This window comes from Roseateles sp. FW301-B2, assembly GCF_058788955.1.
Genome location: NZ_JBYTBE010000023.1, coordinates 1 through 13,737, shown reverse-complemented (window position 1 = coordinate 13,737; position 13,737 = coordinate 1). Strand labels below are relative to the sequence as shown.

Here is a 13,737-nt window from a genome sequence, read left to right as displayed (position 1 = left end):
TCAGAACAGCTGGTAGTTCAGCGCGCCGCCGTCCTGTGCGCGCACCGAGGCAAAGCGCGCCGAGAGGCGCGATTGCACGTTCACCGTCAGCGGCGCGAAGCCGGTGCCGCGGGTCAGCTCGTCGCCGTGCAGAAAGCACCAGTAGAGAAAGCGCATCGTCATGGCGGCGCTGTCGGCGCGCTGCGGGCGCGCATCGAAGAGCACGAAGCTGGTGAGGGTGATGGGCCAGCTGTCGGCGCCGGGGCGGTTCAGCAGGCTGGCCGTGTCCTTGCCCTGGGCGGCCAGGTCGCTGTGGCGGATCGCCGAACGAAAGCCCTGGTCCGAGGCCGCCACCCACTGGCCATCGGCATTGCGCAGGCTCACGCCGATGAGCTTCTCGCGTACCACGCGGTCGTAGCTGACATAGCCGATCGCGCCCTCGTTGGCCTTGAGCGCGGCGCTGACGCCGTCGTTGCCCTCGGCCGCCAGCACCTCGCCGGGCCAGTGCGGCAGCTGGCTCGCGCCCACACGCTCGGCAAAGGCCGCCGAGCTCAGCGCCAGGTAGCGCGTGAAGCCCTCGGTGCTGCCGGACTTGTCGGCCCGCACCACGCGCCGGATGCGCAGCGCTGGCAGGGCCAGGCCGGGGTTCTGCGCGGCGATGCGCGCATCGTTCCAGCGCAGCACCTCGCCGGCCATGATGGCGGCCAGCAGCTCGCCGCTCAGCTGCAGGCGGTTCGCCGCCACGCCGGGCAGGTTCACCACCGGCACGATGCCGCCCACCAGCATGGGGATCTGCACCAGGCGGCGCTGCTCGAGCTCGCTGGCGGACAGCGGGGTGTCGGAGCCGCCGAAATGCACCGCGCGTGCGCTGATCTTCTTGAGCCCCTCGCCCGAGCCGGTGGCGCGGTAGTCCACCCGCACCCCGCTGTCCTTTTCATAGGCCTGGGCCCAGCGCTCATAGACCTTGGAGGGGAAGCTGGCGCCGCTGCCCTGCACCTGCGCCTGGGCGGGCAGGGTGCACAGGGCGAGCAGCAGGGCGAGGAGGGCAGTTCGAAGCATGGGCTGGACAGGGCACACCGGCAACCGGCGGCGCGATGCTAGCCATGGCATATGAAAGCTTGATGTCCGGTGTGCCCGGCAAGAAAAAACCCCGCGTCGCAGGGCGATCGCGGGGCGAAGAGGAGTCGGAGCAGGGCTTAGCGCTCGCGCCGCAGCGTGCCCAGCATATTGCTGGCGCCGCCCATCATGAAGACGCTGTAGACGCCGCTGGAGAGCACCGGCAGGCTGGCGATGCTGAACACCGGCGTGCCCGAGGTGGGCGAGCTGACGCTCAGCAGCGAGGCCGTGCTGGACGGGATGCTGCTGTTGGCCGAGCTGGTGCCGGGCACCACATTGGTGGCGATGGCGCTGTAGTCCACGCTCATGGTGAGGCCGGTGTTGAGGCTGGCCACGCCGTTGATGAGGCGGATCTTGGCGGTGCTGAGGGTGGTGGGCAGGCGGTTGTCGTCGGCCAGCACGCTCAGCTGCGGCGCGGCCGCGTCGCCCCACACCAGCAGGGTGTAGTCCCCACCGGCCTTCAGGTTGGGGCTGGCCACGGCCATGGCCTGGCCGTTCACCGTCAGGCCCAGGTTGGCGCTGCCGGCCGCCACCGTCTTGTACTCGCCGATGGTGGGCGCCACCGAGGTGGGCAGCAGGCTCACGTCGCCCAGCAGGCCGCTCACGCTGGCATTGCCCGAGACGGCGGCCACCACGCGGGCACGCGCCACCGCGCCGGGGTAGTTGGTCACCGCGCCCTGCTGTTTCACATGCAGGCCGTTCACCAGCACGCCGCCCTCGGTGGCGGTGATCAGCAGGGTGGAGACGCCGGTGGATTCCAGCGTGATGCTGGGGATGTCCAGGCGCACATCGCTCTTGTTGCCATAGCCGGTGAGGCGCACGCGGTAGCTGCCGGCGTTGATGCTGTTGTAGCCGCTGCCGCTGCCGCCGGCCAGGTTGGTGGAGATGGGCGTGGCGTTGTCGAGGCTGTCGGTGGCTGGGGTGACGTAGACGTCCAGCGCGCCGGCGTCGGTGGCCAGGTTCAGCACCAGCAGCTTGCTCTTGCCGCTGTCGGCGGCGGTCTCGGCCTCCTGCAGCAGGGTGGTGTGCAGGGCGCCAGCCCAGCCGTAGGCGATCAGGCTGTAGTGGCTGCCGCTCGCCAGCGAGGGGGTGGTGCTGGCCACCGTGGTGCCGACGCCGCTGGCCAGCACTTGCGAGCTGGTGGCGCTGGTGCTGACGCTGGCATAGCTGCCGGCGTTGGCATAGGCGACGTTGCCGTTGACGCTGACGCTGTTGACCGTCAGGTCCAGCGAGCCGTAGCCGCTGCTGGCGTTGAGCAGGCGCAGGCTGGTGTCGTTGCCACTGCTGCTGCCGCCGCCGCAGGCGCTGAGCAGAAGGCTTGCGCCCGCCATGGCCAGGCCAAGGGCCCAGGGTTTGAATCGCATCTGATGACTCCGCAAGGAAAGGGTTCGAGAGGGTTCGGGCGATTCCAACCGGGGCGCGTTGCTGATCGGTGTGCCAGCGTGTCGCAGCGGTGAAGAACTGTGTCTGGGCGGGGCGGGCGTGCGAGTAGTGCAAGCTCTCCAAAGCGGGGTTTGCCAGCATCGGCGCCGCGAGGGCCGCTGCTAGCATGGCCCGCACTTTTCACGAGATCCGCCCCGCCCATGAGCTATCCGCACCTGCTTGCCCCCCTGGACCTCGGCTTCACCACGCTGAAGAACCGCGTGCTGATGGGCAGCATGCACACCGGCCTGGAAGACGGGCGCAAGCATTTCGAGCGCATGGCGGTGTACTTCGCCGAGCGCGCGCGCGGCGAGGTGGGGCTGATCGTCACCGGCGGCTATGCGCCCAATATCGAGGGCTGGGCCAAGCCCTTTGCCGGCACCCTGGCCACCTCGGGTGCGGCCAAGCGCCACAGCATCATCACCAAGGCCGTGCATGCCGAGGGCGGCAAGATCGCGCTGCAGATCCTGCACACCGGCCGCTATGGCTACCAGCCCTTTTGCGTGGCGCCCTCGCGCATCCAGTCGCCGATCTCGCCCTTCACGCCGCGCGAGCTGAGCGCGCGCGGCATCGAGCGCCAGATCCGCGCCTTCGTGCGCTGCGCCAGGCTGGCGCGCGAGGCCGGCTACGACGGCGTCGAGGTGATGGGCTCCGAGGGCTATTTCATCAACCAGTTCCTGGTGGAGCACACCAACCAGCGCCAGGACGAATGGGGCGGCAGCTACGCGAACCGCATGCGCCTGCCGCTCGAGATCCTCACGCGCATGCGCGAGGCGGTGGGGCCGGACTTCATCATCATCTACCGGCTCTCGATGCTGGACCTGATCCCCAACGGCAGCAGCTGGGACGAGGTGCTGCAGCTGGCGCGCGGCGTGGCCAAGGCCGGCGCCACCATCATCAACACCGGCATCGGCTGGCACGAGGCACGCATCCCGACGATCGCCACCTCGGTGCCGCGCGCCGGCTTTGCCTGGGTCACGCACAAGCTGCGCGAGCAGCTGCGCGCCGAGGGCATCACGACGCCGCTGATCACCAGCAACCGCATCAACACCCCCGAGGTGGCCGAGAACGTGCTGGCCGAGGGCGCGGCCGACATGGTCAGCATGGCGCGGCCCTTCCTGGCCGACCCCGACTTCGTCAAGAAGGCCAGGGAGAACCGCGCCGACGAGATCAACACCTGCATTGCCTGCAACCAGGCCTGCCTGGACCATACCTTTGCACAGAAGATCTCCACCTGCCTGGTGAACCCGCGCGCCGCCTTCGAGACCGAGCTGAAGATCGTGCCTATCGCCGCCGGCGGCCAGCGCCGCAAGAAGATCGCCGTGGTGGGCGCCGGCCCGGCCGGGCTGGCGGCCTCCACCACCCTGGCCGAGCGCGGCCACGAGGTGCATCTGTTCGATGCCGCCGGCGAGATCGGCGGCCAGTTCAATATGGCCAAGCGCATCCCCGGCAAGGAGGAGTTCCAGGAGACGCTGCGCTACTTCGGCCGCCGCATCGAGGTGACGGGCGTGCAGCTGCGGCTGAACACGCGCGTCGGCGTCGAGGCGCTGAAGGGCTACGACGAGGTGCTGCTGGCCACCGGCGTGACGCCGCGCAACCCGCGCATCAAGGGCCAGGAGGAGGGCGCGGCGCGGGGTCAGGTCTTGAGCTATATCGAGGTGCTGGCCGGGCGTGCCCAGGTGGGCCAGCGCGTGGCCATCGTGGGCGCCGGCGGCATCGGCTTCGATGTGGCCGAGTACCTGCTGGAGGCCGGCCATTCGCTCACCCTGGACGCCGCCGCCTGGCGCCGCCACTGGGGCGTGGGCGACCCCACCGAGACGCGCGGCGGCCTGCTGCGGCCGGCGCCCGAGGCGCCCACGCGCGCCATCACGCTCTTGCAGCGCAAGGCCGGCAAGCTCGGCGCGGGCCTGGGCAAGACCACCGGCTGGATCCACCGCGCGGCGCTGAAGATGAAGAACGTCGACATGCTGGACGGCGTCAACTACGAGGCGATCTCGCCCGAGGGCCTGTGGGTCAGCTATGGCGAGAAGCGCGCCGACACCCAGCTGATCGAGGCCGACACCATCGTGCTGTGCGCCGGCCAGGAGCCGCTGCGCGAATTGCAGGCCCCGCTGCAGGCCGCCGGGGTCTCGGTGCACCTGGTGGGCGGCGCGCTGGAAGCCGGCGAATTGGACGCAAAGCGTGCAATTTTGCAGGGAACGCGGCTGGCGTCGTCGCTGTAAACCCTAGCCAGTATCAAGCCAGCTCACGACACTCCGAAAGGCCGAGAACGAGGGGACGCCCGCAGTGCAGGGGTGATCGACGAATGGCCTGCGCCGCGCCAGCGGCGCCCGAGGTTTCCTGGGACTTATGAGCTTGACCTTGCACCGCCGCATCGTGCCGTTGGCGCTGGCTTGGCCCTGGTGGGCCAACGCGCAAACGTCTGCCGAAAGCATCGCCAACCCGCTGGGGCTCAGCGGTGGCAGCGCCATTCTGTGGCTGAGTTCGCTGTGCGTGGCCGGTGGCGTGGCCATGGGGCTGGTGCTCAGCCTGGTGCTGAGCCAGCGCGTGCGCCTGCGCCGCCGCCGTGAGGAGCTCCTGCGCCTGCGCCGCGACCGCGCCAAGCTGCGCGCCCTGCTCAACGCCATCCCCGACCCGATGTATTTCAAGGACGCCCAGGGCGCTTACGAGGGCTGCAATCCGGCCTTCGAGAGCGTGGTGGGCGCCGGCGAGGCCCAGCTGATGGGCCGCCGCGATGCCGATCTGGCCAAGCCCCCCACCTGGACCAAGCAGACCAGCGCCAGGCGCGTGCTCAACTGGGTGGAGAAGCCCGATGGCCAGCGCCTGTGCCTGGACGTGGTGAAGGCCGAGGTGTTCGACGACGACCATTACCTGGGCCAGGTGGCGGTGGCGCGCGACGTCACCCAGCTGCAGCAGGCCATGGAGCAGGCGCGCCGCGCCGCCACCGTGTTCGAGCATTGCGGCGAGGGCATCATGGTCACCGATGCGCGGCTGCAGATCTGCGATCTCAACCCGGCCCTGTGCGCCATCACCGGCTACAACCGTGCCGAGCTGCTGGGCCAGGTGCCGCGCCTGTTCCGCGACGGCGAGCAGGACCCCGAGAAGCTCAAGGCCCTGTGGGCCGATGTGGAGCGCTGCGGCAAATGGAGCGGCGAGCTAGTGGACCGCCACAAGAACGGCGACACCGTGCCCGTTTGGGTGACGGTGGTGCGCGTGCCGGCCGATGAGTCGCAGGCGCAGGAGGTGCAGTACCTGAGCGTGCTGACCGACATCTCGCGCATCAAGCAGACCGAGGCCGAGCTGCTGCACCAGAGCCTGCACGACCGCCTCACCGGCCTGCCCAATCTGGCCCTGCTGCGCGACCGCATCGCGCGCCAGATCGGCATTGCCCAGCGCGACCATACCTGCGTGGCGGTGCTCTATATCGATCTGGACGGCTTCCGCGACGTCAACGACATCGCCGGCCATACGGCGGGCGACCAGGTGCTGCTCACCACCACCGAGCGCTTCGTCAACGTGATGCGCGCCAGCGATTCGGTGGCGCGCGTGGGGGCCGACGAGTTCGTCGTGGTGCTCAGCGGCCTGGTGGACGAAGAGACCGCGATGCGCCTGGGCGACCGCCTGATCCAGGCCATGGACGAGCCCATCGTGGTGGGCCAGCAGCGCTTCAACCTGGGCGCCAGCATCGGCCTGGCGCTGTTCCCCACCGACGGCGTGGCGGTGGACGATCTGCTGCGCAATGCCGAGGCCGCGATGTGCCGCGCCAAGGTGCATGCCCGCAACACCGTGCAGGCCTACCGCCCCGAGCTGACCCAGGTGGTGCAGCAGCGCTTCGAGCTCACCCATGCGCTGCGGCATGCCAACGAGGCGGCGCAGTTCCGCCTCGAATACCAGCCCCAGGTGCGCCTGTCCGACGGCCATCTGGTCGGCGCCGAGGCCCTGCTGCGCTGGCGCCACCCGACCCGCGGCCCGATCTCGCCGGCCGAGTTCATCCCGCTGGCCGAGGACACCGGCCTGATCATCCCGATCGGCCGCTGGGTGCTGGAGCAGGCCTGCGCCCAGGCGGCGCGCTGGCAGGGCCAGCCCGGCAAGCCCCAGCAGGTGGCGGTGAACGTATCGGCGCGCCAGCTGCGCCAGTCGGACTTCATCGACACCGTCGACTTCATCCTGAAGGAAACCGGTTGCCCGCCCCAGGCCCTGGAGCTGGAGGTGACCGAGAGCCTGCTGCTGGAAGACGCGGAGCAGGCCATCGAGCTGCTGGGCCAGCTGGCCAGCCGCGGCGTGCGCGTGGCGATCGACGATTTCGGCACCGGCTATTCCTCGCTCTCCTACCTGAAGCGCATGCCGGTGCAGACGCTCAAGATCGACCGCAGCTTTGTGCAGGAGCTGGGCAGCGACAGCAACGTCGCCGCGATCGCGCGCACCGTCATCGTGCTGGCGCGCAGCCTCAACCTGGACGTGCTGGCCGAGGGCGTGGAAACCGCCGAGCAGGCCGAATGGCTCAAGCGCGAGGGCTGCGACTGGGCCCAGGGCTGGCACTACGGCCGCCCCATGCCGGCCGAGGACTTCGTGCTGCCCAAGCAGGAGCCGGCGCGCAAGCCCCAGCTCAAGCATCTGCATCTGGCCTGAGCGTTTAAGCTCGGCCCATGCTCGCAAACCCTGGGTCTTCGCCGGACTTCTTCTGGCCCCTGTTGACGCGCCTGGGCGAGGCCCAGCTGCTGCTGCCGCTGGCCCTGGCCGGCGCCGCCTGGCTGGCCTGGCATGGCGGGCAGGGCACTCTGGCACGACGCTGGCTGCTCGCCTTGGCGGCGGCGGTGGCGCTCACCACCGCCAGCAAGCTGGCCTTCCTGGGCTGGGGCCTGGGCCTGGCCGAATGGGACTTCACCGGCTTCTCGGGCCACGCCATGTGCGCCGCGGCGGTGCTGCCGGTGATGGGATGGCTGGCGCTGCGCGGCCGGCCCTGGGGCTTTGGGCTGGGCCTTGGCCTGGCCGCCCTGGTCGCCTATTCACGTGTGCAGGTGAGCGCACACTCGGCGTCTGAAGCCTTGTCTGGCTTGGTGCTGGGTGCGGCCGTCAGCCTGTGGGCGCTGCGCGGCCAGTTCTGCCTGAGGCTGGTGCTGCCGGCCTGGCTGCCCGCCGGCGCGCTGGCCTTGCTGCTGCTGGCGCCGGTGGCCGCGCCGCGCGCCCGCACGCATGACTGGGTGGTCCAGCTGAGCCTGCAGCTCTCCGGCCGCGACCAGCCCTATACCCGGCTGCAGCTGCAGCGACGCATCCATCAGCCAGAGCGCTGGCAGGCGCCCCGGCCTTCGTGAGCCGTCGCTCATGCCGCAGGGCATGAACTCGGTGCTCACTCAGTGCAAGGCAGCGGGGGCCGGCTTGAGCTCGCTCCACAGCGCCAGCAGCTCCAGGTCCGACAGCTCGTGCACATCCAGTCCCTGGCGCAGCTCCAGGCTGGAGTCAAACCAACCGCAGTGCGGGTGTTGCGGGTGTTGGCGTTGCAACTGGCTGGCGGTGGTTTGCATGGTGCGGCTCCTGGACAGCGGCTTGATGTGAGATCCAGTTTGGGCGCTCGTGCCTCGGCTTCCCATCACACGCGGGTGGGATCGAAGGGGGTGCACCCCCCGATGGGGGAGTCGCTTGAAATTCCTAAATGGGCAGGGCGGTGGTGTTCTTCACCTCTTCCATCACCGCATAGGTGCGGGTCTCGCGCACGCCCGGCAGGGTCCAGATCACGCTGCCGATGAACTCGCGGTAGGCGCTCATGTCCGAGACGCGGGTCTTCAGCAGGTAGTCGAAGCCGCCCGCCACCAGATGGCATTCGAGGATCTCGGGGCGGGCCTGGACGGCGGCCTTGAAGTTGTCCATCACGTCCTGCACCGTGCGGTCCAGCAGGATCTCGATGAAGACCAGCATGGCCGCGCCCAGCTTGGCGGGGTTGAGCCGCGCCTCGTAGCCAAGGATATAGCCCTCGCGGGTGAGGCGCTTGACGCGCTCCAACACCGCGGTGGGGGAGAGGTGCACCGCCTCGGCCAGCTTGAGATTGGAAATGCGCCCATCCTGCTGCAGCACGCGCAGAATGCGGGCATCGATTTTGTCGAGTTCGTTGGCTTCGCTGCCCATCTGGATTTCTCACTAGCGATCAGTTGATCATCGGAATTTAATCCAAGAGGCGCGCGAATAAAGTTCAGGTCTTCACTAGATGACCGCCCTTTCCGGGGGATGCCATGACCGCCTTCGCCTTGCCGCCCGAGACCGCCCGCCTGCCCAACCCCTACCGCGACGAGACCGAGGTCCTGCGCGCCCTGGTGGCCGCCTTCGGTGCCGGGCCCGACTGGACGGCGGTGATCAACCAGGCCACCCCCTGGGTCCAGCATGTGCGCGACAACCCCGCCCCCTTCTGGGCGATGGAATCGCTGCTGCGCGAGTACCCCATCACCAGCGCCGAGGGCCTGGCCCTGATGCGCCTGGCCGAGGCGCTCCTGCGCGTGCCAGACGCGCCCACCGCGATCGCGCTCACGGCCGACCAGCTCGGCCGCGCCCAGTTCGAGGGCGGCTCCGACGGCCCGCACAAGATGCTGGCCAGCCTCTCGGCCAGCGCCATCTCGCTGTCCAAGAAATTCCTGCCCGACGCCGATGGCGAGGGTGGCCTCTTGACCCGTCTGGGCGCGCAGACGGTGGTGGCCGCCACGGTGCGCGCCATCCAACTGCTGGGCCGCCAGTTCGTGCTGGGCCGCAATATCAAGGAGGCGATGGCCGAGGCCGACAGCGAGCGCAAGGCCGAGCCCAAGCTCAGCTTCAGCTACGACATGCTGGGCGAGGGCGCCCGCACCGAGGCCGATGCGCGCCGCTACCACGCCGCCTATGTGAGCGCCATCGAGGCCATCGCCAGCGGCCGCAAGGCCGAGGCGCCCGAGACCGCCGACGGCATCTCGATCAAGCTCAGCGCGCTGTTCTCGCGCTACGAGGTGCTGCAGCGCGAGCGCGTGTTCGCCGAGCTGCTGCCGCGCGTCTGGCAGCTGATCGAGAAGGCCGCGCAGGCCAATATCAACCTCACCATCGACGCCGAGGAGGTGGATCGCCTGGAGCTCTCGCTGGAGGTGCTGGACGCGCTGGCCGCGCGCATCGCCAGCCATTTCCCGCAGTGGCGCGGCTTCGGTCTGGCGGTGCAGGCCTACCAGACGCGTGCGCTGGAAGTGGTGGACGAGGTGGCCCGCATCGCGCGCCAGCATGGCCTGCACTTCATGGTGCGGCTGGTGAAGGGCGCCTACTGGGACGGCGAGATCAAGCGCGCCCAGGAGCAGGGCCTGGAGGCCTACCCGGTGTTCACGCACAAGCAGCACACCGATGTCTCCTACCTGGTCTGTGCCCAGCGCCTGATCCGGCATGCCGACGTGATCTACCCGCAGTTCGCCAGCCACAACGCCGGCACCATCGCGGCGATCCTGCAGATGGCCAAGGCAGCGGGTGCCAACTTCGAGCTGCAGCGCCTGCACGGCATGGGCGAGGGCATCCACCGCGAGGCCATCAAGGACGGCACCATCGCCTGCCGCGTCTACGCCCCGGTGGGTGAGCACCGCGACCTGCTGGCCTATCTGGTGCGCCGCCTGCTCGAGAACGGCGCCAATTCCTCCTTCGTGCACCAGCTGGCCGACCCCAGCGTCAAGCCGGCCGAGCTGCTGGCCTCGCCGCTCACCCAGCTGCAGCAGCATGGCGCCCTGCCGCTGCCGGTGCGCCTCTACCAGGACCACCAGGGCCTCGGCCGCCGCAACTCCAGCGGCGTGGACCTGACCGTGCTGGCGCAGCGCGCGCCGCTGGCGCAGGCGCTGGCCGGGTGCCAGGTCTTGCCGGTGGCCGAGGCCACGCCGGCCGAGGTGGATGCCGCGATGGCACGCCTGCAGGCCGGCTTCGGCGGCTGGAACGCCACGCCGGTGGAGCAGCGCGCCGCCATCCTGCGCCGCGCCGCCGACGCGCTGGACGCGCGCCTGCCCGAGTTCTGCGCACTGCTGGTGCAGGAAGCCTTCAAGACCCAGGGCGATTGCGTGGCCGAGGTGCGCGAGGCGGTCGACTTCCTGCGCTACTACGCCGACGAGGCCGAGCAGCATGGCGGCGCCATGCAGGGCCGCGGCGTGTTCGTCTGCATCAGCCCCTGGAACTTCCCGCTGGCCATCTTCGCCGGCCAGGTGGTGGCCGCCCTGGTGGTGGGCAACACGGTGGCCGCCAAGCCCGCCGAGCAGACCCCCTATGTGGCGCTGAAGATGGTGGAGCTGCTGCACGCCGCCGGCGTGCCCGAGGATGCGCTGGTGCTGCTGCACGGCCCAGGCGAGACCGTCGGCGCCCGCCTCACCGCCGCGGCAGAAACAGCCGGCGTGTGCTTCACCGGCTCCACCCAGGTGGCGCAGATCATCAACCGCACCCTCGCCGCCAAGCAGGGTCAGGTCGTGCCCCTGATCGCCGAGACCGGCGGCCTGAACGCCATGCTGGTGGACTCCACCGCGCTGCCCGAGCAGGTCTCCGACGCGGTGGTGCAGAGCGCCTTCCGCAGTGCCGGCCAGCGCTGCTCGGCGCTGCGCCTGCTGTGCGTGCACGAGAGCATTGCCGATGGCGTGATCGAGATGATTGCCGGCGCGCTCAAGGAGCTGTGGGTGGGCAAGCCCGCCGACCTGGCCACCGATGTGGGCCCGGTGATCGACGACGAGGCCTTCGACAACATCGCCCACCATGTCGAGCGCCTCAAGCGCGAGGCCAGGCTGATCGCCGAGGCCCCGGTGCACGACGCCGTGCCCCGCCTCATCAAGCCGGTGGCCTTCGAGATCCGCAAGGCCAGCGAGCTGGGCGCGGAAATCTTCGGCCCGGTGCTGCACGTGCTGCGCTGGAACGGCGAGCCCGATGCGGTGATCGCGCAGATCAACGCGCTGTGCTATGGCCTGACCCTGGGCATCCAGACCCGCATCGACAGCCGCGCCCTGCGCCTGGCTGACAAGGCCCGCATCGGCAATGTCTATGTGAACCGCAACATCATCGGTGCGGTGGTGGGCGTGCAGCCCTTTGGCGGCGAAGGCATGTCGGGCACCGGCCCCAAGGCCGGCGGCCCCAACTACCTGTGGCGTTTTGCGGCCCAGCCGGATACCGGCGCCGCGGCCGCCGGCCAGCCCGAGCCGGTGCCGGCCAGCGGCCAGGTGGATCTGAGCGCCGTCAACACCCTGCGCGTGGGCCATGCCCATTGGAGCGAGGTGGCGCTGGAAACCCGCGTGGCCGCGGTGCAGCGTGCCACCGCGGGCCTGGACGAGGCGGCGGCGCGCGCCCTGCGCGCCCATGCCCAGCAGGCCCAGCGCGGCCTGGCCACCAAGGTGCTGCCCGGCCCCACCGGCGAAAGCAACGAGCTGCGCCTGCATGGCCGCGGCGTGATCGCGGTGCTGGCCCAGGGCGCCAGCCCGGCCGAGGTGGCCGGCGCGGTGGGCGCGGCCCTGCTGGCCGGCAATGCCGTGGCCCTGCTGGGCGCCGCCTCGGGCGACGCGTTGCGCCTGGCGCTGCTGCGCGGTGGCGTGGCCGCCGAGGCCCTGGCGCTGCTGCCGGGTGATGGCGGCACCCAGCGTGCGCTGCTGCAGCATCCGGAGCTGGCCGGCGTGTGCATCGCCGCCGCCAGCAACGGCTCGGCGCGCGCCCTGGTGCAGGCCCTGGCCGAACGCAAGGGCGCCATCCTGCCCCTGATCAGCGCCGCCGAAGCCGCCAACCCGCAGCACCAGTACCGCTTCGCCGCCGAGCAGACGCTCACCATCAACACCGCGGCAGCGGGCGGCAACGCCGCCTTGCTGGCTGGCATGCACTGAGCGAGGCTGCCGCACAGGCCGCCTACACTTGCCCCCCATGAACAGCACCCTGGCATTCATCGGCGGCGGCAATATGGCCAGCGCCATCATCGGCGGCCTCATCAAGGCCGGCCGCCCGGCCGACTCCATCCTCGTGGTGGAGCCCTTCGAGGCGCAGCGTGCCAAGCTGCAGGCCGAGTTTGCCGGCCTGCGCGTGCATGAGGCGGCCGCCAACGCCGGCCTGGCCGAGGCCGCGCTGCTGGTCTGGGCCGTCAAGCCGCAGCTGTTCGGCGCGGCTGCCGCACCCTGCGCCGCTCATGTGTCCCAGGCCCTGCAGCTCTCGGTGATGGCCGGCATCCGCAGCGAGACGATCGCGCGCGCCACCGGCGCCGCGCGCGTGGTGCGCGCCATGCCCAACACCCCGGCCCTGATCGGCCAGGGCATTGCCGGCCTCTACGCCAATGCGGCCGTCTCGGCCGCCGACCGCGCCCTGGTGGGGGCCGTGCTGGCACCCACCGGCCGCACCCTGTGGGTGGACGCCGAGGCCGATCTGGACGCGGTGACCGCGCTCTCCGGCTCGGGCCCGGCCTATTTCTTCTATGTCGTCGAGGCCATGACGGCGGCCGCGCAGCAGATGGGCCTCAGTGAGGCCCAGGGCCGCGAGCTGGCCCTGGCCACCTGCGCCGGCGCCGCCGCGCTGGGCCTGCAGTCCAGCGAATCGCCTAGCGTCTTGCGTGAGCGCGTCACCTCCAAGGGCGGCACCACCTACGCCGCCATCACCAGCATGCAGGCCGCCGGCGTGGGCGAGGCGATCCAGCGCGCCGTGCTGGCCGCCCAGCATCGCGCCCGCGAGCTTGGGGACGAGTTCGCTGGCTGAGCTGCGGTGGGGATCGCTAGTCGTTCAAGCCTGCGCGCCTGGCTGCGCGCGCCCGGTTCGCTGAGCCGGCGCCTGGCGCGCCTGGGCGAGCGCTTCGAGGTCGAGGTGCTGCGCCAGGCCGTCACGCCGCTGCGCGCGCAGGAGCGCCTGGCCCTGGGGCTGCCGCGGCGCGGCTGCACGGTGGTGCGCGAGGTGCTGCTGCGGGTGGATGGCGTGCCCCTGGTGTGGGCGCGCTCGGCCCTGCACCAGAGCGCCCTGGCCGGGCCCTGGAAGGCGCTCAAGGGCCTGGGCGCCCGGCCGCTCGCGCATCTGCTCTACGACGATCCGCGCATCACGCGCAGCGAGCTGCAGCCGCGCCGCCTGGCCCGGCATGGCCACACGCGCCGGCAGATGCTCAAGCAATGGCGCCAGGCCACCGGCACCGAGGCCTCGGCCCAGATGCTGTGGGCGCGCCACTCGGTGTTCAGGCGCGGCGGCGCGCAGCTGCGCGTGCTGGAGTTGTTTGCGCCGGAGCTGGCGGGGCGGGCTGTAGGGCGG

At 70.6% G+C, this 13,737-nt stretch carries 10 protein-coding genes; 6 read left to right on the top strand and 4 right to left on the bottom strand.

The genetic code is table 11. The annotated features are described in order from the left end of the window. Together pstS and AC3WQY_RS15995 are read right to left on the bottom strand one after the other, a co-directional pair. Positions 1 to 1,038, bottom strand: coding sequence for a phosphate ABC transporter substrate-binding protein PstS (gene pstS / locus AC3WQY_RS16000; protein ID WP_285234553.1), 1,038 nt, complete (start codon positions 1,036 to 1,038; stop codon positions 1 to 3). A gap of 137 nt (positions 1,039 to 1,175) precedes the next feature. Continuing rightward, the gene (locus AC3WQY_RS15995) at positions 1,176 to 2,459 is read right to left on the bottom strand and encodes a DUF4397 domain-containing protein (protein WP_285234554.1); all 1,284 of its coding nucleotides are present in this window, start codon (positions 2,457 to 2,459) and stop codon (positions 1,176 to 1,178) included. A gap of 219 nt (positions 2,460 to 2,678) precedes the next feature. Between AC3WQY_RS15995 and AC3WQY_RS15990 the strand changes: the two genes are divergently transcribed. The 3 genes from AC3WQY_RS15990 to AC3WQY_RS15980 all read left to right on the top strand — a co-directional run bounded on the left by AC3WQY_RS15990 (position 2,679) and on the right by AC3WQY_RS15980 (position 7,829). Beyond that, the gene (locus AC3WQY_RS15990) at positions 2,679 to 4,739 is read left to right on the top strand and encodes an NADPH-dependent 2,4-dienoyl-CoA reductase (RefSeq protein ID WP_285234555.1); all 2,061 of its coding nucleotides are present in this window, start codon (positions 2,679 to 2,681) and stop codon (positions 4,737 to 4,739) included. Between the two features lie 127 nt (positions 4,740 to 4,866). Next, the gene (locus tag AC3WQY_RS15985; protein ID WP_285234556.1) at positions 4,867 to 7,146 is read left to right on the top strand and encodes a putative bifunctional diguanylate cyclase/phosphodiesterase; all 2,280 of its coding nucleotides are present in this window, start codon (positions 4,867 to 4,869) and stop codon (positions 7,144 to 7,146) included. A gap of 17 nt (positions 7,147 to 7,163) precedes the next feature. Next, the gene (locus AC3WQY_RS15980; protein ID WP_285234557.1) at positions 7,164 to 7,829 is read left to right on the top strand and encodes a phosphatase PAP2 family protein; all 666 of its coding nucleotides are present in this window, start codon (positions 7,164 to 7,166) and stop codon (positions 7,827 to 7,829) included. A 39-nt stretch (positions 7,830 to 7,868) separates the two neighbouring features. Here the strand turns inward: AC3WQY_RS15980 and AC3WQY_RS15975 are convergent, their stop codons facing one another. Together AC3WQY_RS15975 and AC3WQY_RS15970 are read right to left on the bottom strand one after the other, a co-directional pair. After that, positions 7,869 to 8,039 (bottom strand): hypothetical protein, encoded by a 171-nt coding sequence (locus AC3WQY_RS15975; protein WP_285234558.1) that lies wholly within the window; start codon positions 8,037 to 8,039, stop codon positions 7,869 to 7,871. Between the two features lie 124 nt (positions 8,040 to 8,163). Further along, positions 8,164 to 8,637: an Lrp/AsnC ligand binding domain-containing protein gene (locus tag AC3WQY_RS15970; protein ID WP_285234559.1), complete on the bottom strand. Its 474-nt coding sequence runs from the start codon at positions 8,635 to 8,637 to the stop codon at positions 8,164 to 8,166. Positions 8,638 to 8,741: 104 nt separating this feature from the next. Here AC3WQY_RS15970 and AC3WQY_RS15965 point away from each other — a divergent pair, with 104 nt between their 5' ends. From AC3WQY_RS15965 to AC3WQY_RS15955, 3 genes are all read left to right on the top strand, one after another. After that, positions 8,742 to 12,344: an L-glutamate gamma-semialdehyde dehydrogenase gene (locus AC3WQY_RS15965; RefSeq protein ID WP_492709600.1), complete on the top strand. Its 3,603-nt coding sequence runs from the start codon at positions 8,742 to 8,744 to the stop codon at positions 12,342 to 12,344. 37 nt (positions 12,345 to 12,381) lie between these two features. Further along, positions 12,382 to 13,200: a pyrroline-5-carboxylate reductase gene (gene proC / locus AC3WQY_RS15960; protein ID WP_492709599.1), complete on the top strand. Its 819-nt coding sequence runs from the start codon at positions 12,382 to 12,384 to the stop codon at positions 13,198 to 13,200. A 6-nt stretch (positions 13,201 to 13,206) separates the two neighbouring features. Next, a partial coding sequence (locus AC3WQY_RS15955; protein ID WP_492709598.1) for a chorismate--pyruvate lyase family protein occupies positions 13,207 to 13,737 on the top strand: 531 nt, incomplete at its 3' end.